Genomic DNA, 25,633 nt, shown 5'->3' with positions numbered 1-25,633 from the left:
TGGCCGGGGAAGGGTCTGCGCCATGATCGGACACCTCGACGACGACCGGCTGCGTGCCTTCGGCAAGCCGGCGCGGGTCACGGTATGGCCGGCGCGCGACGCGTTGCTTCAGGTCGGTGATACGGAGACCCTGCTCAGGATCGTCGAGCGGGACGGCGGTTTCGTGGTGGAGAAGCGGGACCGCAGCGGGGCGTGGCACCCCCAGATGTCCGCCGGGTCGCTGGCGGTCGCGCGCCGGTACGTGATCGGGGAGATCGGCGGCTGGGTGCGGGCCATCGTGGAACGGGGCCAGCGAGGGCCGTCCCCGGACGAGCCGCTTCGGGACGGGTTCACGTTGACCGACCTCGGGCCCTCGGGGCTCGTGCTGTCCTGGCGCGAGGCGTCCGGCGAGCGGTCGGCCCGCTTCCCGCCCGGCCCGTGGCGTGGCAGGGCCGTGCGATTCGCCAGGTACGCCGACCTGTCGGAGGAGTCGATCGTGCGGCGGTTCGGCGGCACCGGGGCGACGCCGGACGCGCCGCCGCCCGGCAGCACCGCCCCTACCGAGGCCGAAGTTGATGCCGACGCCGACGCCGAGGAGCAGCGGGTGGCGGCACGGGAGATCGTACGGTTGGTGCGCCGCGAGCTGCCGGCGGGAGCGGACCGCCTCACGATGCGCGCCGGCGTCCTGGCGACGGTCGACTGCTGCCGGTGGTGGGCGGCGTGGGGCGAGCGGCGCGAGGAGGTTCACCGCCCGGACGACCCCGCGCTCCGCGACGCGCTCCACGCGTCGCGGCGGGCCTCCTACCGGCCGGGCCTGGGTACGTGGTTCAGCGTGGAGCTGACCGTGACGTCAGCGGGCGACGAGACGATGCGGTTCGACCGCGACGACGAGCCGGTGTGGTGGTCGGAACCCGTCGATCCCACCGCGTACGTGACGGAGCAGCGGTCCTTTCCCCGCGAGGAGACGCACCAGCCGCCGTGGCTGCGTCAGCGCCTGGCGCAGGGGCGTGCGCAACTGCCGCAGCGCCTGATCGAGCGGGGCACCGAACTGTTCGGCCGGATCGCGCCGGGCGCGGAACTCGTCCACCACCTGCTGCCGGAGGACGACGCGGTGCTCGTCGTCCGCCCGGTCCGGGGCGGCGGGTCGATCTACGTCGCGCACGACGGGACCGTGCTGTTCGCGGCGTCCGCCGTGCCGCCGCACCAGGCGCTCGAACTGTTCCGGTCCGGGCAGCGCACCCCCGCCGAGAAGTTCGCGGGATGACGCCCGCAGCAGGATCAGCGCCCGGGCGGGCACCGCTCCGCGAGTTCTCCCGCCGGATCGGCTCGGCGACCGTCACGGTCGAGGCCAGGGAGCAGCTCGGGACGCAGGCGGATGCGCTGCTGGACATCATCGCCGCCTACGCCGACGAGCTGCGGGACAAGTTCAGCGTTCAGGCGGGGTGGGCGCCGTTCATGCTCGTCGCGCGTGGTGAGGACCGGTTCGGTGTCGTCGCGCCGGACTTCGCGACAGAGACCCCGGACCAGGTGGGGTGGGTCGGGGATCTCACGCTGGCGCTTTGGGTGCTCAACGGCCAGGTGACGGTCGCCCGCAGGCTGCCCGGAGCCGAGCCGCAGCCTGTGCACTTCAACGACACAGTGCTGTGCTGGCGCGGCATCGAGAACGCCGAACGGTTGATCATGAGCCGGACCGCGCGCAAGGATCGCGCCGACGACTCCGGGTGGTACATCGACGTGTTCCCACAACCCCGTGAATCCCGGCAGGCAAACGAGTTCGTCCGCTGGCCGGCGTTCCAGCTGCTCGGCGTCAACAAACACATCGCCCGGGCGTTGCTCCTGCCGGTGGGTTACGGCGCGGTGGTGAGCCCCACCCGGATAGATGCGATCATCGATCTCTCCGCCGGCAGCGTGGCGGTCCCCGGGCCGCTCTGAGCCCAGGGCCGTGCCGGCCGGGCGGAGGTTTCGCCGGCACAGCCGCCCCGGGTCGCGTCGGCCGGCCCGGGCGGCGGGTTGCTAGGGTCGCGCGGGTGACCGGACTGCAGCGGCTCGACGTCCAGCACGCCGCCGCGCTGCTCCGCTTCGAGCGGGAGAACCGGGCGTACTTCGCCCGGTCCGTGCCGGACCGGGGCGACGACTACTTCGCCGGCTTCGCCGCGCGGCACGCGGGCCTGCTCGCGGAGCAGGCCGCCGGGCTGTGCCACTTCCACGTCCTGGTCGACGGCGACGGGGCCGTGCTGGGCCGGTTCAACCTGGTCGACGTCGCCGACGGCGGGGCGGAGCTGGGGTTCCGGGTGGCCGAGCGGGCGGCCGGGCGGGGCGTGGCGACGGACGGCGTGCGCCGCGTGGTCGAGCTGGCCCGCGCCGGGTACGGGCTGCGCCGGCTGGTCGCGTCGGCCGCGCTGGACAACGCCGGTTCGCTCGGGGTGCTCCGGCGCACCCGTTTCGTCCCGGCCGGCGAGGTGCTGCTCGACGGGCGTCCCGGGCTGCGGCACGTCCGGGAGCTGGGGGCCTGACGCGACGTCGACGCCCCCGCGTCACCCGCCCGGGGAGGCGGTCGACCCGACCGGGTGAAGGCTGTTTCCGCAGCTCACCTCATGGGTACCGGAGAGATCACCAGCAACCGAGGAGGTCACAGGTGTCCACCGATGCCATCGTCCTGTTGAAAGAGGACCACAAGGAGATGCGCCGCCTGTTCAAGGCTTTCCAGGATGCCGAGGACGGGCCGGCGAGCCAGCGGCAGAAGCTGGTCGGGCAGATCCTTGAGGCCCTCACGGTGCACACCTACCTGGAGAACGAGGTGATGTACCCGGAGGTCCGCAAGCTGCTGCCGGACCTGGAGGACGACATCCTCGAGTCGTACGAGGAGCACCACGTCGCCGACCTGCTCTGCGCCGAACTGGCCGCCATGGACGCCGGCGACAGCCACTTCAACGCCAAGACGACGGTGCTGATCGAGAACGTGCAGCACCACGTCGAGGAGGAGGAGCAGGAGTGGTTCCCGAAGGTGCGGGAGGCGCTCGGCCGCAAGCAGTTGCAGGAGATCGGCGAGCGGATGATCGCGCTGCGCCCCGACGCGCCGCGCAGCCCGACCGAGCCGAAGGCGATCAAGAAGGCCGTCGACGCGGTCAACGCCTGAGCGCACACGACCCCGACCCGGGGCCCGGCCTGACGGCCGGGCCCCGCCGTCGTCTCCACCGCCGATTCTTGGACAGTTTCCGTCCCCGGCGAACAGCAGCTGTCCAAGGTCCGAGGTCCGAGGTCGCCGGGGCGGGCGCGGGGGCGGGGTCGCCGGTGGGGCGGGTCAGGGGTGCGGCGGGTCAGGTGGTGGGGGGCGGGGGGAGGATCTGGCGGAGCTGGCCGGGTGGGGTGGCGCGGGGACGCCACTCCCGGGGGTAGCCCACCGACACCTCCTCGAAGCGCACCCCGTCGTGCCAGGTGGTGCGGGGGATGTGCAGGTGGCCATAGACGGCCGCGACGGCGTCGTAGCGCAGGTGCCAGTCGGCGGTGGCGTCGGTGCCGCACCACTGGGCGAAGATCGGGTAACGCAGGACCCGGGTCGGCTCCCGCACCAGCGGCCAGTGGCTGACCAGCACCGTCGGCAGGGCCGGGTCGCGGGCGTCGAGCCGCCGGGCGGTCCCGGCCACCCGGGCCGCGCACCACGCCTGCCTGCTCGGGTACGGGTCGGGGTGCAGCAGGAACTCGTCGGTGCAGACGATCCCGGTGGCGTACGCCTCGGCGAGCGCCGCCTCCCGGGTGTCCAGCCCCTCGGGCCGCCAGCCGTAGTCGTACAGCAGGAACAGCGGCGCCACCAGCGCCGGCCCGCCGGGGCCCCGCCACACCGGGTACGGGTCCTCCGGGGTGAGCACGCCCAGCCCGCGGCAGACCTGGACGAGGTGCCGGTAGCGGGCCTCGCCGCGCAGGGCGATCGGGTCGGCCGGGGGCGTCCACAGCTCGTGGTTGCCGGGTGCCCAGACCACCTTGGCGAAACGGCGGCTGAGCACGCCGAGCGCCCACTCGACGTCGGCCACGGTGTCGCCCACGTCGCCCGCGACCAGCAGCCAGTCGCCCGGCGAGCGGGGCCGCAGGCCCTCGACGATGTCGCGGTTCTCCGCGTACCCCACGTGCAGGTCACTGATGGCGAGCAGCGCGCCGTCTTCCTTCGCCATCCGTCGATCGTACGGGAGCGCCTCCCGGCCCGGGAGGCGCGGCGGCGACGGCCGGGTCGTGCGCTCGTCGCGCCTCTGCGCTCCCCCGCCGATGGGGCCACGGAGGTCGGCCGGGGCGGCGGGGGCGGACCGGGTACGATCAGCACGGGCCGTGACTGGCGCGTGGGGATGGAAAACCATCGGGAAGCGGTCCCGTCATCAGGACGTTTGCCGAGCGCCTGGGCCTTCCGCACGTCACCAGGAGGTCGCATGTCGTCGCCGAATGCCGAGTCCACCGCCTTCCGCAGCGCCCTTGAGGTGATCCGGGCCGTGGAGCCCCGGGTCGCCGACGCGATCGGGGCGGAGCTGGCCGACCAGCGCGAGTCGCTCAAGCTGATCGCCAGCGAGAACTATGCCTCCCCCGCCACGCTGCTGGCGATGGGCAACTGGTTCAGCGACAAGTACGCCGAGGGCACCGTCGGCCGCCGCTTCTACGCCGGCTGCCAGAACGTCGACACGGTCGAGGCGCTCGCCGCCGAGCACGCCAAGGAACTGTTCGGCGCCGCGCACGCGTACGTGCAGCCGCACTCCGGGATCGACGCGAACCTGGTGGCGTTCTGGGCGATCCTGGCCGACCGGGTGGAGTCCCCGGCTCTGAAGAAGGCCCAGGCACGGCACGTGAACGACCTGACCGAGCAGGACTGGTTCACGCTGCGCCGGGAGCTGGGCAACCAGCGGATGCTCGGCATGTCCCTGGACGCGGGCGGCCACCTCACCCACGGCTTCCGGCCCAACATCTCCGGCAAGATGTTCGACCAGCGCAGCTACGGCACCGACCCGGTGACCGGGCTGGTCGACTACGACAAGGTCGCCGAGGCGGCCCGCGAGTTCAAGCCGATGGTCCTGGTCGCCGGCTACTCGGCGTACCCGCGGAAGGTGAACTTCCGGATCATGCGGGAGATCGCCGACTCGGTGGGCGCGACGTTCATGGTCGACATGGCGCACTTCGCCGGCCTGGTGGCGGGCAAGGTCTTCACCGGGGACTTCGACCCGGTGCCGCACGCGCACATCGTCACCACCACCACCCACAAGTCGCTGCGGGGCCCGCGCGGCGGCATGGTGCTCTGCGGCCCGGAGCTGGCCGACCAGGTGGACCGGGGCTGCCCGATGGTGCTCGGCGGCCCGCTGCCGCACGTGATGGCCGCCAAGGCGGTCGCCCTGGCCGAGGCCCGCCGCCCCGACTTCGCCGACTACGCCCAGCGGATCGTCGACAACGCCCAGGCCCTCGCGGAGGGGCTGCTGAGCCGGGGCGCGAAGCTGGTCACCGGCGGCACCGAGAACCACCTGGTGCTGATCGACGTCTCCGGGTACGGGCTGACCGGCCGGCAGGCCGAGCAGGCGCTGCTCGACTCGGGCATCGTCACCAACCGCAACTCCGTCCCGCAGGACCCGAACGGCGCCTGGTACACGTCGGGCATCCGGATCGGCACCCCGGCGCTGACCACCCGGGGCCTGGGCGTGGCCGAGATGGACGCCACCGCCGAGCTGATCCACACCGTGCTCAGCCAGACCGTCTCCGGCTCGAACGCCGACGGCACCCCGTCGAAGGCCAAGTACGTCCTCGACCCGGCGCTGGCCGACAAGGTCAGCCGCCAGGCCACCGACCTCCTGTCGACCTTCCCGCTCTACCCCTCGGTCACCCTGAGCTGACCCGCCCCTCCGCCCCCGCGATCACGGAGGCGTGGTGCCCGGGACGGCTGGTTCACACCAGCCCTCCCCCACCACAGGTCCGTGATCGGCGGGGTCGGGGGCGAGGGTCAGGCGAGGGGGCGCTTGAGGTGGTAGCGGTGGACCTCGGTGCTGCCCTGGACGTTGTTCACGTCCTCGGCGGCGGAGACCAGCTCCCAGCCGTCCCGGCCGGCGCGGTTGAGGTGGGCGATCGCGGTGTCGCCGTACGCGGTGATGTCGGTGCGGGACCCGTCCGGGCCGTACCAGACGAACGAGACGTGGAAATTGCGTCCCTGCCCCTGGTAACGGCGGACCAACAGCGCGTACTCCCATGCGACCATACGATCCATTATGGCCGGTGCGTCCGGACCGCCGACACACGGGGGGTGGCGGAACGGCGACAGTGCGGGGTCAGGCCAGCGCCGCCGGGGCCGCCGCCCGGGCCAACTCGTCGGCGATCAGCGCGGCGAGGCGGTCCAGGCCGACGTCGATCTGCTCGCAGGTGACCGCGCTGATCGACAACCGCAGCGCGGCCACCGGTGCGGTGTCGTCGTAGAAGTGCGCCATCGGGGTCCACAGCACGCCGTACTCCTGCGCCGAGCGGCGCAGCAGCGCGTCGTCGACGGGGAACGGGACGGTCAGCACCGCGAAGAACCCGCCGGCCGGGACGTTCCAGGACACCGGGGAGGGCGCCGGGAACCGCAGCGTCAGGCCCGCCACCAGGTGGCGCAGGTTGCGGGCGTACGCGGCGCGCTCCCGGACGTTCGCCGCGACCAGGCTGCCCCCGTGGGCGAGCAGCGCGCCCCCGACCACCGCCTGGGCGATCGCCGAGGTGTTCACCGTGACCATGCTCTTGATCTTCGCGAGCTGGTCGGCGAGCGGCCCCACCGTCCCGTCGGAGCCCCGGACCCGCTGGTCGGCCACCAGGTAGCCGACCCGGGCCCCGGGCAGCACGGTCTTGGCGAACGAGCCGAGGTAGACCACCCGCCGGCCGGTGTCCAGGGCCTTGAGCGTCGGCACCCGCTGCGCGCCGTCGGCGTGGAACAGCCCGTACGGGTTGTCCTCGATCAGCAGCAGGTCCTCCTCCGCGGCGAGGTCGAGCAGCCGCCGCCGGTCGGCCAGGTCGATGCTGGTCCCGGACGGGTTGGCGAAGTCCGGCATCACGTAGCAGGCGCGCGGGCGCAGCCCCTCGGCGCGGGCCCGGCGCACCTGCTGGCGCAGGTCGGCCAGGTCGATCCCGGTCGGGCCAGCGGCCACCGGGCGCACCGGCAGGTCCACCAGCCGGGCGGCCCCGGTGAGCCCCACGTACGTCGGGGCGACCGCGAGCAGCACGTCCCGGGGGTCGGCGCGCAGGGCGCGCAGCACCAGCAGCATCGCCTCCTGACAGCCGACGGTCACCACGATCGACTCCGGGTCGACGGTGATCCGCTCGTCGACGGCGAGGTTGCGGGCCACCAGGTCGTGGATGATCCCCTTTGTCCGGCCGTACTGGAACAGGGTGCGGTGCACCTGCTCCGGGCCGTACCCGAGGTCGTCGACCAGGTACGCCCGGAAGGTCTCCAGGTGCCGGTGCAGGTCGGCGACGTCGAAGAACTCCTCGTACGGCCGGCCGGCGGCCAGCGACACCGCCGCCGGGTAGCGCTGGGCCACCTCGTTGAGGAAGTTCATCGAGTTCAGCGCCGGATCGTCCACCGCCGGGTGCAGGTCCGCGACGTCCAGGTCCACATCCATGGCCGCCTCCACCGGTCGTCCACCGTCCACGTTCAGCCTCTCGTGATCGTCCGCAGTTCGCGGGCCTCGGCCGGGTCGGCGCACCCGGCGAGGGTGAGCGCGTCGCGCAGCTCGGCGGCGAGCAGCGCGAACGCGGCGTCGGCGCCGGCCCGCCCGGCGACGGCCAGCGCCCACAGCAGCGGCCGGCCGACCAGCACCCCCGACGCGCCGAGCGCCAGTGCGCGCAGCACGTCGACGCCGCCGCTGATCCCGCTGTCGACGAGCACCTCGCACCGGTCACCCACCGCGGTCAGCACCTCCGGCAGCATGGTGACGGCGGCCGGGGCCGCGTCGAGCTGCCGCCCGCCGTGGTTGGACACCACCACCGCGTCCGCGCCCGCGTCGGCGGCGAGCACCGCGTCGCGGGGGTCGAGGATCCCCTTGACCACCAGCGGCAGGTCGGTCTGCCCCCGCAGCCAGTCGACGTCGGACCAGGTCAGGGCGGGGGCGAAGACGGCGCTGGTGTGCCGGGCCACGGCGGAGGTGCCGGGGACGCCGACGTGCGCGAGGTCGTCGCGGCTGCCCGGCAGGTTGGCCGCGCTCACCTCAGGCGGCAGGGCGAAGCCGTTGCGTACGTCGCGCAGCCGGGGGCCGAGGATCGGCACGTCGACGGTGACCATGAGGGCGGTGCAGCCGGCCCGGTGCGCCCGGGCCACCAGCTCCCGCACCATCCCCCGGTCACGCAGCCAGTAGAGCTGGAACCAGACCGGGCCGCCGACCGCCGCGATCTCCTCGACGGTGGTGCTGCTCAGCGTGCTCACCACGTACGGCACCCCGGCCGCGTGGGCCGCCGCCGCGAGCGCCGGCTCGCCGTCGGGGTGCACCAACCGCTGGTACGCCATCGGTGCCACCGCCACCGGCAGGGCGTACGGCCGGCCGAGCAGCGGGGCGTCGGTGCGGGGCCGGTCGACGCCGCGCAGCATCCGGGGCAGCACGGCGATCCGGTCCAGCGCCGCCCGGTTACCCGCGAGGGCGGTCTCGGTGCCGCTGCCGCCGGCCACGAAGTCGTACACCTCGGGCGGGAGGACGTCGCGGGCCAGGGCGGCGAAGTCGGCGAGGCTCGCCGCGAGCGGCGCCCCGCCCGGGACGGGGGCCGGGTCAGCCATCGACGGCTCCCGCCTCGGAGAGGAGCGCCGGGGCGGTCCCGAGCCGCTCACGCAGGAACGCGGCGGCCCGGTCCTGGGCCCGCCGGCCCGCGTCGAACGCGCCCGGCATGGCGAAGAACCCGTGGATCATCCCGTCGTAGCGGGCCAGCTCGACCGGCACCCCGGCCTCGCGCAGGCGGGACGCGTACCGCTCCCCCTCGTCGCGCAGCGGGTCGTACTCGGCGGTGACGACCAGTGCCGGCGGCAGGCCGGTCAGGTCCTCGGCGAGCAGCGGCGAGGCGAGCGGGTCCTCGGCCGTGGCGGGGTCGGGCAGGTAGTGCCCCCGGTACCAGGCCACCGAGTGCCGGTTGAACAGCAGCGGGTCCTGCTCGCCGGCCGGCTCGTCCCGCCGACGCTGGTCGGTGTTCGGGTAGACCAGGAGTTGGGCGGCGAGCGCCGGCCCGCCCGCGTCCCGGGCCAGCAGGGTGACCGCGGCGGCGAGGTTGCCGCCGGCGCTGTCCCCGCCGACGGCCAGCCGGTCCGGGTCGACCCCGAACTCGTCGGCGTGCCCGGCGAGCCAGCGCACGGCGGCGTGGCAGTCGTGCACGGCCGCCGGGAACGGGTGCTCGGGGGCCAGCCGGTAGCCGACGGTCACCACCTGGCAGCCGGCGGCGTTGGCCAGCCGGCGGCAGATCCCGTCGGCGGTGTCGACGCTGCCCAGCGTCCAGCCGCCGCCGAAGAGGTAGACCAGCGTGGGCAGCCGGCCCGGCCCGGCCGGCCGGTGTACGCGGATCGGGAGTTCCCCGGCGGGGCCGGGGACGACTGTGTCGCGTACCTCGTGCACCGGCTCGACGTCGCCGCCGCCGGCCCGGATCGCGGCCAGGTCGGCGGCGCGGGCCTCGGCGAGGGACTGGGTGTACAGGGGCGTGACGCCGGCCGCCGCGCGGGCGGCCCGGTACGCGATCACCTGCGGGTCCAGGGGCATGCCGGTCTCCTAACCGCCGGTCGTGACGAACAGCTTGTCGATGCCGCGCAGGAACAGACTGCCGCTGTACACCGGTGTCTGGGTGATCCGCAGCTCGGGGAAGCGGGCGAACAGCCGGGGCAGGGCCAGCCGGCCCTCCAGGCGGGACACCGCCGCGCCGAGGCAGTAGTGCAGGCCGACGCCGAAGGCCAGCGACGGCGGGCCGCCCCGGCGCGGGTCGAAGCGGTCGGGGTCGGGGAAGCGGGCGGGGTCCCGGTTCGCGGCGGCGATCAGCAGCATCACGTTCTCGCCCTCGGCCACCGGGACGCCGTTCAGGACGGTGTCCCGGGGCGCTGCCCGGGCCAGGAAGTGCACGGGGCTCTGCATCCGCAGCACCTCGTCGACGCAGCCCAGGGTCAGCTTGTCGTCGCCGGGCAGGGCGGCGGCCACCTCGGGGTGGTCGAGCAGCAGCGGCAGGCCGTTGCTGAACATGTAGACGGTGGTGACGAAGCTGGCGTTGAACAGCACGATGAGGTTGCTGATCAGCTCATCCTCGGTGAGGTCCACACCGCCGGAGTCCACCGCCTCGACCAGGCCGCTGACCAGGTCCTCGCTGGGGGTGCGGCGGCGGTCGGCGATCAGCTCCCGGTAGTACGCACGCAGCTCGGTGGCGGCGGTGTCGGCCTTGGCCAGCCGCTCCGGGGTCGCCCCGGCGACGTCCAGGAAGTCGTCGATCCGCTCGACCCGCTCGCGGTACCAGGACAGGTCGGCCTCGGGCAGGCCGATGAACTCGGCCATCACCAGCGCCGGGATCGGGTACGCGAAGTCGGCCACGAAGTCGACCTCGCCCCCACCGGCGCCGGCCTCCGCCATCCGGTCCAGCAGCCGGTCGGTGATCCGGTCGATCACCGGCTCCAGGGCGCCCAGCCGGCGGGGGGTGAACGTCTTGGCGAACACGGCCCGCATCCGGGTGTGGTCCGGCGGGTTGATGAACATCATCGAGGATTCGAAGGTGCGCAGGATCTCGTGCTGCTCCCAGCCCGGCGGGGACTGCTTGGTCCACTCGGGGTCGCGCAGCACCTCGCTGACCAGGTCGTATCCCCCGGCGACGGCGGCGACGGTGCTGTGCGCGGCGCGGTTCGGGATCTCGCGGATGGGGCCCATCTCGTGCAGGGCCGCGTAGAAGGGGTACGGGTTCTGCCGGCCCTGTTCGCTGTACAGGCCGGCCAGCAGCTCTTTGACGTCCACTTTGACGCTTCCTCCCCAGGAATTTTCAGACGGGGCGGCGGGGGGATCACCCCCGCCGCCCCGCCGGTGTCACAGACCGAGCAGGCGCAGCGGCACCGCGTCGGCGATCGCCTGGTTGCCCAGGTCGTTCGGGTGGATGTGGTCACCCGAGTCGTACGCCGGGAGCAGCCGGCTCTGCTGCGCCGGGTCGCGCAGTACCTTGTCGAAGTCGAGAACCCCGTCGAACTCCTGGCTGCCGCGCAGGTACGCGTTGACCGCCTGGCGGGTGGCCTCCTTCTCCGGCGTCCACACCCCCTCGACGCCGTGCCCCTGGTACGGGGTCAGCGTGCCGACCAGGCTGGTCAGGCCGCGGGCCTTGACCTGCTGGTTGATCTGCCGCAGCGAGGCGATGATGTTCTCGGCGGAGTCGCCGGACATCCAGATGTCGTTGATGCCCAGGTGGGTGACGACGGTCTGCACGCCGGTCTGCGGGAAGACGTCCTCGTTGAGCCGGGCCAGGCCGTTCGGGCCCAGCTCGAAGTAGCCGGGGAAGCCGCCCGTGCCGGGCTCCGTGCCCTCGTGGTTGAGCCGGTTGCCGGCCAGGCTGAGGTTGAGCACGCCCGGGGTGCGCACCTCGGGACGGCCGTCGATCAGCCGGTCGGCGAGCAGGTCCGGCCAGCGCTTGTTGGAGTTGACCGAGCTGCCGTTGCCGTCGGCGATCGAGTCGCCGAGGACCACGACCGAGCCGGGGCTCTGCCGCCGCTGCACGTCCACACCGGACAGGAACATCCAGCAGCAGTCGGGGCGGGTGGTGAAGCCGGTGCCCGCGGCGGCACCGGTGAGGTCGGTGGCGCCGATGAACGTGGTCTGCCGGGACTGGCCGTGGAACGTGACCGGCCCGGTCAGCACCGGGAAGTACAGCGTGACGACCAGGTCCTCCTGGTCACCGACCGGGAAGTCGATCGGGTCGCTGAGCAGCTCGGCACCCCGGTTCATGGTGACCGTGGCGGAGCCGTTGAACTTGAGCTCCCGCACGCTGGCGGCGGTGACGTCCGACAGGTCCGTCGGGGTCGCGGTGTCCGGCCGGGCGACGGTGGCCCGGCCGACCTTCACGGCCTGCTCGCCGTAGACGTTGCTGAGCCGGATGCGCAGCCGGGGACCGCCCACGGTGGTGTGCACGATCATCCGGATGCTGTGGTTGTTCAGGCCGGTGTTGGTCAGGCCGGCCGAGTTGCCCCGGGTCACCGCGGCGGCCCAGCTGCCCGCCCACACGGGGTCGCTGCGGCGCTTCCCGTTGTCCGGGCCGGCGGTCGCCACCACGGCCGGCGCCCCCACGACCAGTGCCGTGGCCACGGCGGCGATCATCTGCCATCTCTTAGGGGCCTTCGTCAATTGCCATCTCTTCGGAGTCGACATTGAACCTCCATGTTGGCCCAGGGTCGTCCACTGACGACAGCTGCCTGGACGATGGTCCAGAAACCTAGCGGCGCCCCTGACAGGCGTCAATCAACCTGATCGACAAGATCAATTGACGTCGAGGTACGGCGGGGCACCGATCGGCCCTGTGCCGGGCGGGTCCGCGCGGCCTAGGCTCGAAGCGGCGGCGGTGCGGTCGTCGAAGCGCCCCCGCCGTCGCCGCGTCCTGGCCGTGAGCTGCCCGGACGTCGCTCGCGGCCGGTCATCGCGGGTGCCTCGCCGGGTCGCCACCGATCGCCGCCGAAAAGCTGATGGGGGCTGGCGATGACTGACGGGTCCGACCGACCGACCACCTACGTCCACGAGGCGCTGGAACTGTTCGCCGGCTTCGGCGACCGGGAGGCGCTGGTGGGCGGTGGACGCCGATACACCTATCTGGACGTCGCCGCCGAGGTGCGCGGCATGGCCGGTGCGCTCGCCCGGGGCGGGGTCCGGCCGGGCGCTGCGGTGCTGGTGATGCTCGGCAACGCGGTGGAGGGTCCGCTGCTCCAGCTCGCCCTGCACCTGCTGGGCTGCCGGACGATGTGGATCGCCCCCGTCACCTCCCGGCGGGAGGTCGACGACTTCGTCCGGCTGTCCCGCCCCGAGGCGTTCGTCTACGACGCCCGCACCGGCGACGGGTTGGGCGCGGAGATCGCCGCCGGGCTGGCCGGCGTACCGGTGCTCTGCCTCGGGCCGGGCGGCACGGGCCCGGACCTGACCGCCGCCGACCGGGACGCGGCGGCCGGGCTGCCCGGCGACGTGCCGGAGCCGGAGTCGTTCCTGCAGACCAGCGGCACCACCGGCACCCCGAAGCTGGTGCACCACCGGGAGAGCTTCTACCGGCAGATCCTCACCCTGGCCGCGGGCTTCCGCGCCGGCGGGGTCCCCCTGCTGCGGCACCTGTCCCACTCCCCGATGTGGCTGGCCAGCGGACAGATCACCACGCTGGTCAACCTCTTCAGCGGCGGCGTGCTGTTCCTGCGCGCGCAGTGGGACCCGGCGGCGTTCATCGACACCGTCGGCCGGGAACGGATCAACTCGACGTTCGTCACCCCGCCGATGCTCTACGAGGTGCTCGACCACCCCGACCTGGCCGGGGCGGACTTCTCCGCGATGTTCATGTTCAACGTGGGTGCCGGGCCCGCCGCGCCCGCCCGGCTGCGGCAGGCCATCGCGCGCTTCGGCCCGTGCCTGCGCATCGTGTACGGCCTCAGCGAGGCCGTCGTGATCACCGCCCAGCCGGGGCTGACCGAGGACCCGGAGCACCCGGAGCGGCTGCGCTCCTGCGGCAGGCCGTACGGTGACGTGGCCGTGGAGATCCGCGACGCCGACGGCGAGGTGCTGCCGACGGGCGTCGACGGTGAGGTGTGGGTGCGCACGAAGCTGAGCTTCGTCGGCTACCACGGCCAGCCCGAGCTGACCGCCGACACCCTGGTCGACGGCTGGGTACGGACCCGCGACATCGGCCACCTGGACGCCGACGGGTACCTCTACCTCGTCGACCGGCTCCAGGATCGGATCCTCACCCGGCAGCGGAGCTGGCCGATCTACTCGCGGCCGATCGAGGACGTGCTGGCGGGCCACCCGCAGGTGCGCGCCGCCGCCGTGATCGGGGTGCCCGACGAGGTGGCCGGCGAACTGCCGCACGCGTACGTGGTGCCGGCGCCCGGGGCGACGGTGACCGGGGCGGAGCTGATCGAGCTGGTCACCGTCGAGCTGAGCGAGACGTGGGCGCCCGGCGCGGTGGAGTTCGTCGACTCGCTGCCCCTGAACCGCTCGGCGAAGGTGGACAAGCGGGCGCTGCGCGAACGGTACGCCGCCGGTCGCCCCGCCGACCCCGTCGGCAGCCCCGCGTGACGACCGACGCCGCCCCCGAGCCCACGGTGAAGACCGACACCGGGCGGGATCCGGGGCGGGCCGCCGCCCGGCGGGAGCTGGTCACCCTGGTCGCCGCCGACCTGATCTCCAACCTGGGCAGCCGGATCTCGGTCATCGCCATCCCGTGGCTGGTGCTGACCACCACCGGCAGCCCGGCGAAGATGGGCATCGTCGCGGCGGCGGAGTTCCTGCCGTACATGCTCTCCAGTTCCCTGGCCACGCCGTGGGCCGACCGGTTCGGGGTGCGGCGCACCTCCATCGTGGTGGACGCGGCGAGCGCGGTGGCGATGGCCGTGGTGGCGCTGACCCCGTGGCTCGGCTTCGGGGCGCTGGTCGTCCTGGTCGCGTTCGCCGGCGGGCTGCGCGGCATCGGCGACCGGGTCAAGCACGTGATGTTCCGGCCCGCGGCGCAGCGCGCCGGGGTGGAGCTGATCCGGCTCACCTCCGCCTACGACGGGCTGGCCCGCGCGGTGACCCTGTTCGGGGCGGTGATCGGCGGCCTGCTCATCGGCTGGGTCGGGGTGACCCGGGCAATCTGGATCGACGCGGGCAGCTTCGCGCTCTGCGCGCTGCTGGTCGGGATCCTGGTGCGCCCACCGGCCACCGAGGCGTTGGCCGCGCCCCGGGAGAGCTACTTCCGGGCGCTGCGCACCGGCTTCGCCTACCTGCGCACCGACCGGGTGCTGCTGGCCATGCTGCTGGTGGTCTCCGCGCTGAACATGATGGCCGCGGCCAACACGACCGTGTGGCTCCCGGTCTGGATCCGCGACGTGCTCGGCGACCCCGCCGGCTTCGGCCTGGTGCTCGGCGTGTTCGGTGCCGGGGCGCTGCTGGGCAACGTGGTCTTCACGACGATCGGCCCCCGGCTGCCCCGGACGCTGGTCTTCGCCGTGGGCGCCGCGATGAGCGGCGCTCCCCGGATGCTCACCATGGCCGTCACCGACCACCTGGTGGTGGTGCTGGTGGTGACGTTCCTGTCCGGGATCGGGATCGCCGCGGTCAACCCGCTGCTCGGGGTGACGCTCTACGAACGGGTGCCGGACGCGCTGCAGACCCGGGTGCTCGGCATCGCCGGCTCGCTGGCCTTCGTCGGGCTGCCGATCGGCGGCCTGGTCGGCGGCTGGTCGGTGGCGCTCCTCGGGCTCAAGCCGGCGCTGCTGGTGATGTCGGTGGTGTGCGCGGTGCTGACCGTGGGGCCGCTGCTCGTCGGCCCGCTGCGGGCGGGCCGGTCACGGCCCGGGCCGACACCGGCGGTCTGACCGCCGGCCGCGACGCCCGGCCGGGTTCGCCTCTTCCTCGGCAACGGACGTGGTGGCGGGACGCCGTCGGCCGGCCAGCTCGGCGCGCAGCCGGCCGACCCTCGGGGCGAGGCCGAACAAGGGCACCCGGATCTCGTACGGCCGCTGGGCTCGGGACTGGCTCCACAGGCCGCCACGGCTCCACTCCCAGCGGTCCAGCGCCGGCCGGGTGCGGCCCGGGTCGGCCGGTTCCAGCACGAGGATCGGCCCGATCCGGCCGCGTACCTCGGCGACCACCAGGTTGTCCCGGTCGATGGCGAGCGACCCGCCACCGGGACGGGTCAGCACGATCTGTCCCTCGGTCAACAGCAGCGGGAGGCCGATCTGCTGCTGCGCCTGGACGTACCCGGCGACCGCCCCGAGCAGAAGGACCAACAGTTGCGAGGACGGGCCGACGCCGGCCACCCCGAAGAAAAGGCGGCGCGTCAGCCAGGCCACCGCCATGACGACCAGTACTCCTGCGGCGAGGTACAGCAGCGTCCTGCGACGGGACCGCCGGAACCGCACCTCCCTCGGCGCGCCCACGGTAGTCATGACCCCTGATTGCCGATTCCGCTCGGCGGCAAACGGGTGGCACCGCGGGAAACGGTGGCGCTGGGCGGGAGGGACGGCGCTGATGTCCGCGCGGGCTCCGGCGTCGTCGCCGGTCGGCGGATGGCGGATGGCACCTGTGGCGGCTCCTTTGCACTGCTGCCCCCGATGCAACGCGCGGGTCGCGGCGCCTCCTGCCCTGCGTTAGTGCTGGTCCGCGACGTGCAGCGGCCGCGTGGTCCGCGACGTGCAGCGGCCGCGTGGTGCCGGTGTTGCGGTGACGGCAGCAGAGCAAAGGGGCGGGGAGGCATCACCGGACGGCCGACGGCTACGCCCAGCAACCGCCGCCAGAACCCCGGCTGACTTCCGGCACAGGCCCCAGCCGAGCAGCCCGCCGAACCACAGGCCGAACGCGGCCGGCACAAGGCTCACGCCGAGGCCGCCGAGCACATTGAATGCCTCGATGGCGGCGTTCCCGCCCCGCTGCTAGCGTGCCGATCATGGCATCGACCCCGACCGAGGCGACCGATCCACACTGTCTGCGTGCCGGGGAGAGCGCCCGGCTGCTGGCCGGTCACCCGTGGCGGCGGTTCGTGGTGCTCGGCGACAGCGTCGCCGAGGGGCTGTGCGAGCCGGTCGACGGGTACCCGGACGTGCAGTGGGCCGACCGGATCGCCGCCGAGTTGGACGCGGCCCGCCCCGGGCTGGCGTACCGGAACCTGGGCCTGCGCGGGCTGCGGGCGCACGAGGTCCGCGCGGCGCAGCTCGGCCCGGCCGTGGAGTTCGACCCGGACCTGGCCCTGGTGGTGTGCGGCGGCAACGACGCGTTCCGCCAGGGGTACGACGCGGACGCCGTCGACGCCGAGCTGGCCGCGATCGTCACCGGCCTCCAGGCGGCCGGGGCGGACGTGGTCACGGTGGGCATGTTCGACGTGTCGCACAGCCCGGCGGTGCCCGAGCGGCTGCGGGAGAGCCTGGGCGAGCGGATGCGCCGGCTGTCGGCGCACACCCGGGCGCTGGGCGAGCGGCTGGGCACCCTGCACGTGCACCTGACCGACCACCCGGCGGTGGCCGACCCGGGCCTGTACAGCACCGACGGACGACACGGCAGCGCCCGCAGCGACGCCATCGCCGCCGCCGAGACGATCCGCTGCCTCGGCGCCCACCTGGCCGCCATCCCGGGAGAAGCGGACAGCCCCTGATCGCCGGAACCTGCCCGACCTCTCCCGTCAGGGCACCCGCTCGCGGATCACTCCCAGCGGAAGTAGCGGGCCCCGATCCCGCCCAGCACCACGGTGAACGCCGCCATCACGGCCAGGTGCAGCAGCGTGGGCCAGGAGCCCGCCCAGGCGTCCTGCACGGCCAGGGACGCGGCCCCCAGCGGGGTGAAGTCGGCGATCTTCCGTACCAGGTCCGGCATCTGCGGCCCCGGCGTCCACACCCCGGCGAAGAACATCATCGGGAAGTAGATCAGCTGACCGACCCCCATCGAAGCCCGGGCGCTCGGCGTGACCGCCGTCACGAGCAGCGCGAGGGCGCACATCGCGCTCGCCCCGAGCGTGAACGCCAGCACGAAGCCGACCGCGTTGCCGGGCGGCGGGACGTTGAAGACGGTCGCCGCCACCAGCCAGGCCAGGCCACACGCGACCAGCAGCGCGGCAACGTTCACGGCCACCTGCGCGACGAGCACCGCAGTCGGGGAGACCGGGGTCGTCGACAGCCGGCGCAGGATGCCCCGCTCGCGGTAGCTGCCCACCACGCCCACCAGCGTCATCATCGTCACCGTCGCGATGGCCAGCGTCATGGTGATGGGCAGGTAGACCTCCAGGGGAAGGCGGCCGTCCAGCTCGTCCGCCGGCTCCCGAATCCCCGGCATGGCCAGGCCGAGCACCAGGATCAGCAGGGCCGGAAACGCGATGGCGAAGAACGTGCCGACCGGATCCCGGAGAAACAGCTTCGCCTCGACACAGATAATCTTGGAAAGGGCGGTCATCAGTTGCTCCTGGCAGAGGTGAGGGAGAGGATCGCGTCCTCGAGGGTGGGCCGTTCGACGCCGGGCACCTGGGCACCGGCGATCAGGTTGCGGGGCGTGTCGACGGCGACGACCCGGCCGGCCGCGATGACCGCCAACCGGTCACACAGCCGCTCCGCCTCGTCCATGAAGTGGGTCACCAGCACGACCGTGACGCCACGGCCCCGGACCTGCCGGACCAGCTCCCACGTGTCCCGCCGCGCCTGCGGGTCCAGCCCCGTGGTCAGCTCGTCCAGGATCGCCACCCGCGGGTTGCCGACCAGTGCGAGCGCGATCGACAGCCGCTGCTTCTGGCCACCGGAGAGCTTCGCGAACACCGTGTTCCGTTTGGCGGCCAGGCCCAGCTCGTCCATCAGCTCCCGCCAGTCGGCCGGGTGCGGATAGAACGAGCTGTACAGGTCGAGCGCCTCCCACACCTTGATCCGATCCGGCAGCTGGCTCTCCTGGAGTTGGATGCCCAGCTTCTGCCGCACCGCCGCGCGGTCCCGACGCGGGTCCAGCCCCAGCACCCGTGCCGATCCGGAGTCCGGCACCCGGAGCCCCTCGATGCACTCCACCGTGGTGGTCTTGCCGGCGCCATTCGGGCCGACGAGCCCGAAGATCTCGCCCTCCTCCACGCTCAACGACACGTCGGCGACGGCCACCTGATCGGCGTACTGCTTGCGGAGGTTCCGCACCTCGATGACTGGCATGCCGACAACGCTAGAAATCTCACCGGCCGCCGATAATGGGTCCAGCTGCCCGGTGGGGGTGTACCCAGCCCCACCCCGGGTCGGTAGCCTGCCCCAGTGCGGCGGCGGTCGGTGCAGCGAAGACTCGGCCCGTGACTCGCTTCGCGCTCGCCGTACCACGCTGCGTCGCCCTGGTCGTGCTGGCCGTGGCCGGGCTCGCCTACGCGCATCTCCTCGTGGTCGGCGCCACCCTGGTGATCGCCTATCCGCTCGCCGTCTCCGGCCAGTCCCGGCTGACCGCGCTGGCTCGCCGGCTCGCCCGCGCCTGGGCTGGGGCCGACCTCCCCGACCCCGTCCGGTCGCCGCCACCCACACCGCACCGGCGCGAGGACGGCTGGTACGCCCACGACGGCACGCTGTTCCGGTCACCCCGGATGCCGGCGTTCCTGCTGAAACTGGACCACCACGCGAAGGACCCGACGCTCAGCCGGGAATGGCTGTGGCTGATCCTCACCCCGGTCACCGGCGCGGTCCCGGTCCTGGTGCCGCCCGCACTGATCGCGGCCGGCGTGTTCCTGCTCGTCGCGCTCCCCTGGTCACTCGCGTGGTCGGTGCCGGCAGCCGTAGTGGCCGTCGTGGCCGCGTTGCTGCTCGCTCCGGGTGCGTTGCGGGCGTACGGGCTCTGGGCCGGTGTGCTGCTGGGGACCGGGGAACTGCCGCAGACGGCGGTCAGCCGGTGGGTCACCCGGACGTCGGCCGCGACCTGGCGGGGGGCCGGCCTGGCCGGGCTCTCCCTCGCCGCGTTCGGCGGCCTGCTGCTCAACCTGCTCGCCGCAGCCCTGTCGTGGGGCGGGCTGCTGCCGTACACCCTGCCGGCCACGCGGGCACTGGTGGAGCTCTACCGGCGCCACGTCGGCCGGTGGACGGGCACCGAACTGCCCGCACCGTACCGGCCGTACCCACCGTCGCCCAGCCCCGGCGAGGACGGCAACTACCGGGTCGGGCGGGTCCTGTACACCGACCTACCGGCGGCCGTCCAAGGTCAGCGGCCAGGGTGGTTGTTCGGCGACCCGGCCACCTGGCGGGACCAGCTGTGGTCACTGGGCTCGATCGCCCTGGCCCCGCTCTCGTTCGCCCCGGCGGTCCTGGTCGGCTTCGGGTTCTACGGCCTGTTCTGCCAGCCCCTGACGTGGGTGGGCTGGGCGGTGCCGATCGGCCTGTTCACCGGCTACTGGGTCACCCCGTTCTACCTGTGGTTCGGCATCGAGCATGTCGACCTCGTCGCGCCGTGGTTTCCGGACTGGGCGAGCATGCCCGTCGGGCTGGTCATGGCGCTGCTCGGGCTCGGCCTGGCCGTCCCGCTGATGAGGCTGCGGCTGTCGTGGGACCGGCTCCTGCTCACCCCCACGGCGGCCACCGTGCTCGCCTCCCGGGTCGCGCACCTTGCCACGACCCGGGCCGACGCCGTCGACGTGCAGGCGGCCGAGCTACGCCGCATCGAACGCGACCTGCACGACGGCGCCCAGGCCCGGCTCATCGCCGTCGGGCTCGGCCTGGCGGCCGTCGCACGGCTCATGGAGACCGACCCGGTGCGGGCGCGGCGGATGCTGGAACAGGCACAGGAGACGTCCGCCGCCGCGCTGGCCGAGCTGCGCAGCCTCGTACGCGGCATCCATCCACCGGTGCTCGCCGAGCGCGGGCTCGGCGACGCGATCCGGGCGATCGCGCTCGACACCCCGCTGCCGGTGGACGTGGACGTCGACCTGCCCGGCCGACTCGACGCGCCGGTCGAGTCGGCCGCCTACTTCGTCACCTGCGAGGCCCTCACCAACGCGGCCCGCTGCGCATCCCACATCTCCATCTCGCTGGCGCACCGCGACGGGGTGCTCCGGATGCTGGTGACCGACGACGGGCCCGGCGGGGCCGACCCGGCCAGGGGCACCGGGCTGCGCGGCATCCAACGGCGGCTCGCTACATTCGACGGAACCCTGACCCTGCACAGTCCGCCCGGCGGACCCACCACCGTCACCATGGAGATCCCGTGCGCGTCGTCCTCGCCGAGGACCTCCACATCCTGAGGGATGGGCTGGTCCTGCTCCTCGAAAGCCACGGCTTCACCCTCGCCGAGGCCGTCGGCGACGGGCCGTCGCTGCGCGCCGCCCTGGCCCGGCACCGGCCCGACGTGGCCATCGTCGACGTGCGGCTACCGCCGACCTTCACCGACGAGGGCCTCCAGGCGGCGCTGGCCGCCCGGCGGGAGATTCCCGGCCTGCCGGTGCTGGTGCTGTCCCAGCACGTCGAGCAGCTCTACGCCCGGGAACTCCTGGCCGACGGGGCCGGCGCGGTCGGCTACCTGCTCAAGGACCGGGTCCTCAACGCAGACCAGTTCATCGACGCCGTACGCCGGGTCGCGGCGGGCGGCACCGCGATGGACCCCGAGGTGATCGCCAAGCTGTTGACGGCCGGCGGCACCGCCTCGCCGCTGGCCCACCTCACGCCCCGCGAGCGCGACGTCCTCGAACTCATGGCCCAGGGGCGTTCCAACGCCGCCATCTCGCAGCGGCTGTTCCTCAGCGAGAGTGCCGTGGGCAAACACACCGCGAGCATCTTCGACAAGCTGCGTCTCCCCCCGTCGTCCGACGACAACCGCCGCGTCCTCGCCGTCCTCACCTACCTCAACAACACCTGACCGCCGTCGATCATGCGCTCACCGTTGCCTGGCGTCCGCTTCGGCGCGGCCACCAGCGCATGATCGACGGCGGGGCGTGGGGTCAGTCGGTGAGGAGGATGCCCGTGAGCAGGACGCCGCGGGCTAGGTTGAGGACGCTGTCGCAGCCGGGGAAGCCGACCCGGGCCAGCGCGCCGGAGCCCTGCCGGCCGAACAGGTAGGGGGCGAGGCTGTACGGGACGTCGGCGGTGACCGTCTCCCCCGTCTCCATCCGGACGAAGTCCATCGGCACCAGGTCGGCCGGCATGTACTCCTGGAGGATGTAGCCGCCCTCGTCGAGGGCGGCGCGAAGCCCCTCCTCCCACGCCTTCGCGTCGGTCTCCCGGCCGAGGAGCACCCCGATGCCGGCGGAGCCGTCGGCGGGCTTGGCGACCAGGTCGTGCTGGTCGGCCAGGGCCCGGGGCAGCTCGGCGGCGGTGAGCGCGCTGGTGCGCGGGACGTACCGGCGGATCAGCGCCTGGTCGGCCTCGGGCAGGGTGTCGAGGTCCGCCCAGAGCCAGGCAAAGTTGATCTTGTTGCCGAGCAGCCAGGCGGCGGAGCTGACGAACATCGGCAGGGTACCGGCTGCGAGGGCACCGGCAACGGCGTCCAGGCCGGCGCTGGCGTGCACCCGGTTGGGCACGAAGAGCCGGAACAGGCCGTCCACCGGGGCGCCGTTGACGACGAGCCGGCCCTCCTCGTCCAGGGTCGACAACTTGAGCTGGGCGATGACCAGGTCGATGCCGAAGTGCCGGGCCCGGTCGGCCAACGGGGACAGGATCCTGATGAAGTCGTCCGGGGTCTCCAGGCCGGGGTAGTCGGCGTCGAAGTCCAGCAGCAGCGCCACCCGGGCCCCGTCGGCCAGGCCCAGCTCGTCCCGGATCGCCACGAACCGCTGGTCCAGCAGGGACGGGGCGGGCCGCACCGGCAGCCCGTCGAGGATGCCCTGGTCCTGGTAGATCTTCGTGTACCGGTAGACGACCGTGTCGGCGTCGAAGCCGCCGCCGAGGCTGCTGTCGATGTTGTACTCGACGAACTTCGGCACCCCGCCGGAGATCAGCACGTCCGGCCGGTACGCGGCCAGCAGCGCCTCGGAAAGCTCCTCGTCCTCGTCGAGCAGCCTCGTCTCCTCCGCCGGCACGCCGAGCAGTCGGGTCAGCTCCCCGGCGGTGCGGGCGCGCCGCTGGCACGCCTCCAGGATGAGCTGGGCGAGCCGGTCGCAGACCTCGTTCAGCTCGCGGAAGGCGTCCGCCGGCATGACCGGCGGGCGGGCCAGCCGCCACGTCTGGTTGTACGTCGCGCAGCCGTAGAAGACCTCCTTCCACGCGGCGGCCCCGGCGGCCACCATCGCCGTGCGGGTCGACTCCGGCAGGTCGTTCCACGCCTGGTCCAGCGGCGGCCAGGAGTAGTTGGGATCGATCATCATCCGTCCTTGAGGGTGAGTTGGATGGCGGCGGTGAGCTGCTCGCGGCCGGGCTGCACGGCCCGGTCCAGCGCCGGGGCGAAGGGCAGCACCGCGCCGTCGGGGCGGGTGACCCGCCGGGGCGGCGCGAGCAGCCGCACCCGTTCGACCACGGTCGCGATGATCTCCCCGGCGATGCCGCAGGACCGGTTGGAGTCGTCGACCACGACCAGCCGGCCGGTGCGGGCCACGGACTCCGTCAGCCCGTCCCAGTCGAACGGGTAGAGCGTGCGGGGGTCGAACACCTCCACGGACACCTGCCCGGCCAGTTCCTCGGCGACGGCGAGCGCGTCGTGCACCAGGTGCCCGACCGCGACCACGGTGACGTCGTCGCCGGCCCGGTGCACCCGGCCCCGGCCGATCGGCACCGGAGCCAGGGTGGCGAAGTCCACGTCGGCCCGGACGTCCATCGCCCCGGCCGGGGCGAACAGCACCACCGGGTCGACGTGCCGGATCGCCGAGACCAGCAGCCCGTACGCGTCGGCCGGGGTGGCCGGGACGAGGGTGGTCACCCCGACGTGGGCGAACAGGCTGTACGGGTGGTCGGAGTGCTGCCCCGCCCACCCGGTCCGCGAACCGGAGCCCGGGACCAGGTAGGTGACCGGCACCGCGCACTGCCCGCCGGTCATCAGCGGGAACTTGTGCGCGTGGTTGACGATCTGCTCGAAGACCAGGAACAGCAGGGACGGGATCTGGAACTCCACCACCGGGCGCAGCCCGGCCAGGGCCGCCCCGGTGGCGAAGTTGGTGAACGCCTGCTCCGACAGCGGGGTGTCCAGCACCCGGTCCGGCCCGAACTTCTTCAGCAGCCCGGCGGTGACGTTCGAGGCGGCCGCCCGGATGTCCTCGCCGAGCAGGAAGACCGACTCGTCGCGGGCCATCTCGTCGGCGAGCGCCCGGGTGAGCGCCTTGCGGTACGACAGCCGTGGCATCAGCCACCTCCCGTCCGGGCGACCAGCCCGCTGGCGTACAGGTGCTCCAGCGCGCCGGCCGGGTCGGGCTCGGGGCTGGCCAGGGCGAACTCCACCGCCGCGTCGAGGGTGGCCTCGACCTCGGCGTCGACGGCGGCCCGGTCGGCGGCGGCCAGCCGTCCGCCCTGGATCTCGACAGGGTCCCGGGACCGGCCCCGGGCCACCTCCTCGGGCGGGCGGTAGTCGAGGCGTACCGAGTGCTCGAAGGTGTGGTGTGCGTCGAAGCGGTAGGTGCGGGCCTCGATCAGCTCCGGCCCGCCACCGGCGCGCATCCGCGCGACGGCGGCGGCCGTGGCGTCGCGTACCGTCTCGGGGTCCTGGCCGTCGACGACGACGGCCGGCATGCCGAACGCCTCGGCCCGGCCGCCGATGGTGCCGGCCACCGCGCCCTCGACGGGCATGGTGGTGGCGTAGCCGTTGTTCTCGCAGACGAACAGCACCGGCACCCGCCACAGCGCGGCCAGGTTGAACGCCTCCAGCAGCATCCCCTCGTTGACCGCGCCGTCGCCGAAGAAGGTCGCCCCGACGATGTCGTCGCCGCGGCGCCGCCGGGCCCACACCGCTCCGGTGAGGATGGCCCCGGCGGCGCCCACGATGGCGTTGGCGCCGAGCACCCCGACGCCGAGGTCGGCGGCGTGCATCGACCCGCCCCGGCCCCGGTTGAGCCCGGTGACCCGGCCCAGCAGCTCGGCGAGCATCCGGGCCGGGTCGGCGCCCTTGGCGAGCACGTGACCGTGCCCGCGGTGGGTGCCGGTCACCAGGTCGTCGGCGCGCAGCGCGGCGCAGACCCCGACGGCGATCCCCTCCTGACCGAGGTACGGATGGATGCCGCCGACGATCGCTCCGGAGCGGACCAGCTCGATCGCCCGTTCCTCGAACCGGCGGATCAGCCGTACCGCCCGGTACAGCCGGACGGGATCGGTGGGGGTCACGCCGGGCGACCCTCCTTGATCGCGTCGAGGATGTCGTCCCAGAGCTGCGCCCGGGCGGCCAGCGCCATGTTGACCGTGTCGGCGCACTCCTGCCACTTGGCGTCGTCGTCGCCGCACAGGTCCGCCAGCATCTGCATGGCCATCGGGGTGTGCTGCTCCCCGTCGACCTCGATGTGCCGCTCCAGGTAGTCGACGAACTTGTGCAGCTTCTGGCTGCGCTCGTTGACCGCGACGACCTGGGTGAACATGTCGGGGATCAGGTCCTCCCGGCCGAAGGCGAACGCCGCCGCCTGGCAGTGCACCGGGGTCGACTCGATGATCTTCCAGGTGGTGCCGGCGAACCTGGCGGAGGGGCCGGGCACGCCGGCCTTCACCAGCGCCTCGGTCACCGACGCGCCGCCGCGCAGCAGGTCGATCAGCGCGTCGACGGCGGTGGTGGAGGCGCCGGCCTCCCGCATGCCCTGCACGTACAGCTCGAAGTGGCTGATGTAGCCCTCGCCGAGCTCGTCGCTCTCCTCCACCATCACGATGTCGTTGATCAGCCGGCGGCTGCCGGTGGGCCCGGTGGGGATCCACGGCACCGTCACGCAGGTGAGCTGCCGCTGCAACGACTTCAGCAGGGACATGAAGTCCCAGACCGCGAAGACGTGGTGCTCCATGAAGGTGACCAGCGCCTCGTGGGTGTCCAGGTTGGCGTAGAGCGGGTGCTTGACCACCACGTCGCGGCGGTCGCTGACCGCCTGCTCCAGCCGCTCGATGCCCGGGTGCGTCCTACCCCAGTCGTACCGTGACATT

Annotated in this window: 23 protein-coding genes, 1 pseudogene and 1 riboswitch; of the genes and pseudogenes, 10 read left to right on the top strand and 14 right to left on the bottom strand. The window is 73.3% G+C overall.

Annotation, left to right across the window (positions count from 1 at the left end):
- Positions 1 to 22 precede the first annotated feature (22 nt).
- The 4 genes from ACH4T9_RS15700 (at position 23) to ACH4T9_RS15685 (ending at position 3,115) form a co-directional block, all read left to right on the top strand.
- A complete protein-coding gene (locus ACH4T9_RS15700; RefSeq protein ID WP_396672713.1) occupies positions 23 to 1,243 on the top strand; it encodes a hypothetical protein in 1,221 nt (406 codons plus the stop codon).
- The gene (locus ACH4T9_RS15695) at positions 1,240 to 1,911 is read left to right on the top strand and encodes a hypothetical protein (protein WP_396672714.1); all 672 of its coding nucleotides are present in this window, start codon (positions 1,240 to 1,242) and stop codon (positions 1,909 to 1,911) included. The genes ACH4T9_RS15700 and ACH4T9_RS15695 overlap by 4 nt, the downstream gene beginning before the upstream one ends.
- Positions 1,912 to 2,006: 95 nt before the next feature.
- On the top strand, positions 2,007 to 2,492 hold the full coding sequence (locus ACH4T9_RS15690; RefSeq protein WP_396672715.1) for a GNAT family N-acetyltransferase: 486 nt from the start codon (positions 2,007 to 2,009) through the stop codon (positions 2,490 to 2,492).
- 122 nt (positions 2,493 to 2,614) lie between these two features.
- A complete protein-coding gene (locus ACH4T9_RS15685) occupies positions 2,615 to 3,115 on the top strand; it encodes a hemerythrin domain-containing protein (protein WP_396672716.1) in 501 nt (166 codons plus the stop codon).
- Between the two features lie 181 nt (positions 3,116 to 3,296).
- On the opposite strand, the gene ACH4T9_RS15680 is transcribed toward ACH4T9_RS15685, so the two are convergent.
- Positions 3,297 to 4,145, bottom strand: a complete 849-nt coding sequence (locus ACH4T9_RS15680; protein WP_396672717.1) for a metallophosphoesterase family protein — start codon at positions 4,143 to 4,145, stop codon at positions 3,297 to 3,299.
- A gap of 141 nt (positions 4,146 to 4,286) precedes the next feature.
- Positions 4,287 to 4,376, top strand: a riboswitch (ZMP/ZTP riboswitch).
- Positions 4,377 to 4,394: 18 nt separating this feature from the next.
- Here ACH4T9_RS15680 and ACH4T9_RS15675 point away from each other — a divergent pair.
- A complete protein-coding gene (locus ACH4T9_RS15675) occupies positions 4,395 to 5,834 on the top strand; it encodes a glycine hydroxymethyltransferase (protein WP_396672718.1) in 1,440 nt (479 codons plus the stop codon).
- Between the two features lie 107 nt (positions 5,835 to 5,941).
- Here ACH4T9_RS15675 and ACH4T9_RS15670 read toward each other — a convergent pair whose 3' ends face one another.
- The 6 genes from ACH4T9_RS15670 to ACH4T9_RS15645 all read right to left on the bottom strand — a co-directional run bounded on the left by ACH4T9_RS15670 (position 5,942) and on the right by ACH4T9_RS15645 (position 12,260).
- A complete protein-coding gene (locus ACH4T9_RS15670) occupies positions 5,942 to 6,202 on the bottom strand; it encodes a hypothetical protein (RefSeq protein ID WP_350887997.1) in 261 nt (86 codons plus the stop codon).
- A gap of 61 nt (positions 6,203 to 6,263) precedes the next feature.
- Positions 6,264 to 7,667, bottom strand: coding sequence for a PLP-dependent aminotransferase family protein (locus tag ACH4T9_RS15665; RefSeq protein WP_396672719.1), 1,404 nt, complete (start codon positions 7,665 to 7,667; stop codon positions 6,264 to 6,266).
- Positions 7,616 to 8,728 (bottom strand): alpha-hydroxy acid oxidase, encoded by a 1,113-nt coding sequence (locus ACH4T9_RS15660; protein WP_396672720.1) that lies wholly within the window; start codon positions 8,726 to 8,728, stop codon positions 7,616 to 7,618. Before ACH4T9_RS15660 ends, ACH4T9_RS15665 begins: the two co-directional genes overlap by 52 nt.
- The gene (locus tag ACH4T9_RS15655) at positions 8,721 to 9,692 is read right to left on the bottom strand and encodes an alpha/beta hydrolase (RefSeq protein ID WP_396672721.1); all 972 of its coding nucleotides are present in this window, start codon (positions 9,690 to 9,692) and stop codon (positions 8,721 to 8,723) included. The genes ACH4T9_RS15660 and ACH4T9_RS15655 overlap by 8 nt, the downstream gene beginning before the upstream one ends.
- Positions 9,693 to 9,701: 9 nt before the next feature.
- The gene (locus ACH4T9_RS15650) at positions 9,702 to 10,919 is read right to left on the bottom strand and encodes a cytochrome P450 (protein ID WP_396672722.1); all 1,218 of its coding nucleotides are present in this window, start codon (positions 10,917 to 10,919) and stop codon (positions 9,702 to 9,704) included.
- Positions 10,920 to 10,988: 69 nt separating this feature from the next.
- Positions 10,989 to 12,260, bottom strand: a complete 1,272-nt coding sequence (locus tag ACH4T9_RS15645) for an SGNH/GDSL hydrolase family protein (protein ID WP_396673047.1) — start codon at positions 12,258 to 12,260, stop codon at positions 10,989 to 10,991.
- A 378-nt stretch (positions 12,261 to 12,638) separates the two neighbouring features.
- On the opposite strand from ACH4T9_RS15645, the gene ACH4T9_RS15640 reads away from it, so the two are divergent.
- Positions 12,639 to 14,213, top strand: a complete 1,575-nt coding sequence (locus ACH4T9_RS15640) for an AMP-binding protein (protein WP_396672723.1) — start codon at positions 12,639 to 12,641, stop codon at positions 14,211 to 14,213.
- 26 nt (positions 14,214 to 14,239) lie between these two features.
- Positions 14,240 to 15,493: an MFS transporter gene (locus ACH4T9_RS15635; RefSeq protein ID WP_396673048.1), complete on the top strand. Its 1,254-nt coding sequence runs from the start codon at positions 14,240 to 14,242 to the stop codon at positions 15,491 to 15,493.
- Here the strand turns inward: ACH4T9_RS15635 and ACH4T9_RS15630 are convergent.
- Positions 15,464 to 16,066, bottom strand: coding sequence for a hypothetical protein (locus ACH4T9_RS15630; protein ID WP_396672724.1), 603 nt, complete (start codon positions 16,064 to 16,066; stop codon positions 15,464 to 15,466). The genes ACH4T9_RS15635 and ACH4T9_RS15630 overlap by 30 nt on opposite strands.
- A 497-nt stretch (positions 16,067 to 16,563) precedes the next feature.
- Between ACH4T9_RS15630 and ACH4T9_RS15625 the strand changes: the two genes are divergently transcribed.
- Positions 16,564 to 17,265 carry an SGNH/GDSL hydrolase family protein gene (locus tag ACH4T9_RS15625; RefSeq protein WP_396672725.1) on the top strand — a complete coding sequence of 234 codons (702 nt, stop codon included), beginning with the start codon at positions 16,564 to 16,566 and terminating at the stop codon, positions 17,263 to 17,265.
- A 47-nt stretch (positions 17,266 to 17,312) separates the two neighbouring features.
- Here the strand turns inward: ACH4T9_RS15625 and ACH4T9_RS15620 are convergent, their stop codons facing one another.
- Complete coding sequence (locus tag ACH4T9_RS15620; RefSeq protein ID WP_396672726.1) at positions 17,313 to 18,056, bottom strand: ABC transporter permease; 744 nt, start codon at positions 18,054 to 18,056, stop codon at positions 17,313 to 17,315.
- Positions 18,057 to 18,106: 50 nt separating this feature from the next.
- Positions 18,107 to 18,787, bottom strand: a pseudogene (locus tag ACH4T9_RS15615) (ABC transporter ATP-binding protein); the annotation flags it as partial.
- Between the two features lie 131 nt (positions 18,788 to 18,918).
- On the opposite strand from ACH4T9_RS15615, the gene ACH4T9_RS15610 reads away from it, so the two are divergent.
- Both ACH4T9_RS15610 and ACH4T9_RS15605 read left to right on the top strand, forming a co-directional pair.
- Positions 18,919 to 20,844: a sensor histidine kinase gene (locus tag ACH4T9_RS15610; protein ID WP_396672727.1), complete on the top strand. Its 1,926-nt coding sequence runs from the start codon at positions 18,919 to 18,921 to the stop codon at positions 20,842 to 20,844.
- Entirely contained in the window at positions 20,808 to 21,455 is a 648-nt protein-coding gene (locus tag ACH4T9_RS15605) for a LuxR C-terminal-related transcriptional regulator (protein WP_396672728.1), read from the top strand. Before ACH4T9_RS15610 ends, ACH4T9_RS15605 begins: the two co-directional genes overlap by 37 nt.
- Positions 21,456 to 21,537: 82 nt before the next feature.
- On the opposite strand, the gene ACH4T9_RS15600 is transcribed toward ACH4T9_RS15605, so the two are convergent.
- From ACH4T9_RS15600 to ACH4T9_RS15585, 4 genes are read right to left on the bottom strand one after another with little or no spacing between them, the layout of a single operon-like run.
- Positions 21,538 to 22,896 (bottom strand): hypothetical protein, encoded by a 1,359-nt coding sequence (locus ACH4T9_RS15600; protein ID WP_396672729.1) that lies wholly within the window; start codon positions 22,894 to 22,896, stop codon positions 21,538 to 21,540.
- Positions 22,896 to 23,867, bottom strand: a complete 972-nt coding sequence (locus tag ACH4T9_RS15595) for an alpha-ketoacid dehydrogenase subunit beta (protein WP_396672730.1) — start codon at positions 23,865 to 23,867, stop codon at positions 22,896 to 22,898. Before ACH4T9_RS15595 ends, ACH4T9_RS15600 begins: the two co-directional genes overlap by 1 nt.
- A complete protein-coding gene (locus ACH4T9_RS15590) occupies positions 23,867 to 24,838 on the bottom strand; it encodes a thiamine pyrophosphate-dependent dehydrogenase E1 component subunit alpha (protein WP_396672731.1) in 972 nt (323 codons plus the stop codon). Before ACH4T9_RS15590 ends, ACH4T9_RS15595 begins: the two co-directional genes overlap by 1 nt.
- Complete coding sequence (locus ACH4T9_RS15585; protein ID WP_387017572.1) at positions 24,835 to 25,632, bottom strand: DUF3050 domain-containing protein; 798 nt, start codon at positions 25,630 to 25,632, stop codon at positions 24,835 to 24,837. Before ACH4T9_RS15585 ends, ACH4T9_RS15590 begins: the two co-directional genes overlap by 4 nt.
- Position 25,633 lies beyond the last annotated feature (1 nt).

The sequence above is a fragment of the Micromonospora sp. NPDC020750 genome, from assembly GCF_044334565.1.
GTDB lineage: Bacteria > Actinomycetota > Actinomycetes > Mycobacteriales > Micromonosporaceae > Micromonospora.
This window is presented reverse-complemented; position numbering and strand designations above follow the sequence as displayed.

What these genes read in the sequence shown, in the direction of transcription:
- ACH4T9_RS15700 (WP_396672713.1), top strand. Translation starts at nt 23, where the DNA reads ATGATCGGACACCTCGACGACGACCGGCTGCGTGCCTTCGGCAAGCCG.
- ACH4T9_RS15695 (WP_396672714.1), top strand. Translation starts at nt 1,240, where the DNA reads ATGACGCCCGCAGCAGGATCAGCGCCCGGGCGGGCACCGCTCCGCGAG.
- ACH4T9_RS15680 (WP_396672717.1), bottom strand. Translation starts at nt 4,145, where the DNA reads ATGGCGAAGGAAGACGGCGCGCTGCTCGCCATCAGTGACCTGCACGTG.
- ACH4T9_RS15675 (WP_396672718.1), top strand. Translation starts at nt 4,395, where the DNA reads ATGTCGTCGCCGAATGCCGAGTCCACCGCCTTCCGCAGCGCCCTTGAG.
- ACH4T9_RS15670 (WP_350887997.1), bottom strand. Translation starts at nt 6,202, where the DNA reads ATGGATCGTATGGTCGCATGGGAGTACGCGCTGTTGGTCCGCCGTTAC.
- ACH4T9_RS15660 (WP_396672720.1), bottom strand. Translation starts at nt 8,728, where the DNA reads ATGGCTGACCCGGCCCCCGTCCCGGGCGGGGCGCCGCTCGCGGCGAGC.
- ACH4T9_RS15655 (WP_396672721.1), bottom strand. Translation starts at nt 9,692, where the DNA reads ATGCCCCTGGACCCGCAGGTGATCGCGTACCGGGCCGCCCGCGCGGCG.
- ACH4T9_RS15640 (WP_396672723.1), top strand. Translation starts at nt 12,639, where the DNA reads ATGACTGACGGGTCCGACCGACCGACCACCTACGTCCACGAGGCGCTG.
- ACH4T9_RS15630 (WP_396672724.1), bottom strand. Translation starts at nt 16,066, where the DNA reads ATGACTACCGTGGGCGCGCCGAGGGAGGTGCGGTTCCGGCGGTCCCGT.
- ACH4T9_RS15625 (WP_396672725.1), top strand. Translation starts at nt 16,564, where the DNA reads ATGGCATCGACCCCGACCGAGGCGACCGATCCACACTGTCTGCGTGCC.
- ACH4T9_RS15620 (WP_396672726.1), bottom strand. Translation starts at nt 18,056, where the DNA reads ATGACCGCCCTTTCCAAGATTATCTGTGTCGAGGCGAAGCTGTTTCTC.
- ACH4T9_RS15600 (WP_396672729.1), bottom strand. Translation starts at nt 22,896, where the DNA reads ATGATCGATCCCAACTACTCCTGGCCGCCGCTGGACCAGGCGTGGAAC.
- ACH4T9_RS15595 (WP_396672730.1), bottom strand. Translation starts at nt 23,867, where the DNA reads ATGCCACGGCTGTCGTACCGCAAGGCGCTCACCCGGGCGCTCGCCGAC.
- ACH4T9_RS15585 (WP_387017572.1), bottom strand. Translation starts at nt 25,632, where the DNA reads ATGTCACGGTACGACTGGGGTAGGACGCACCCGGGCATCGAGCGGCTG.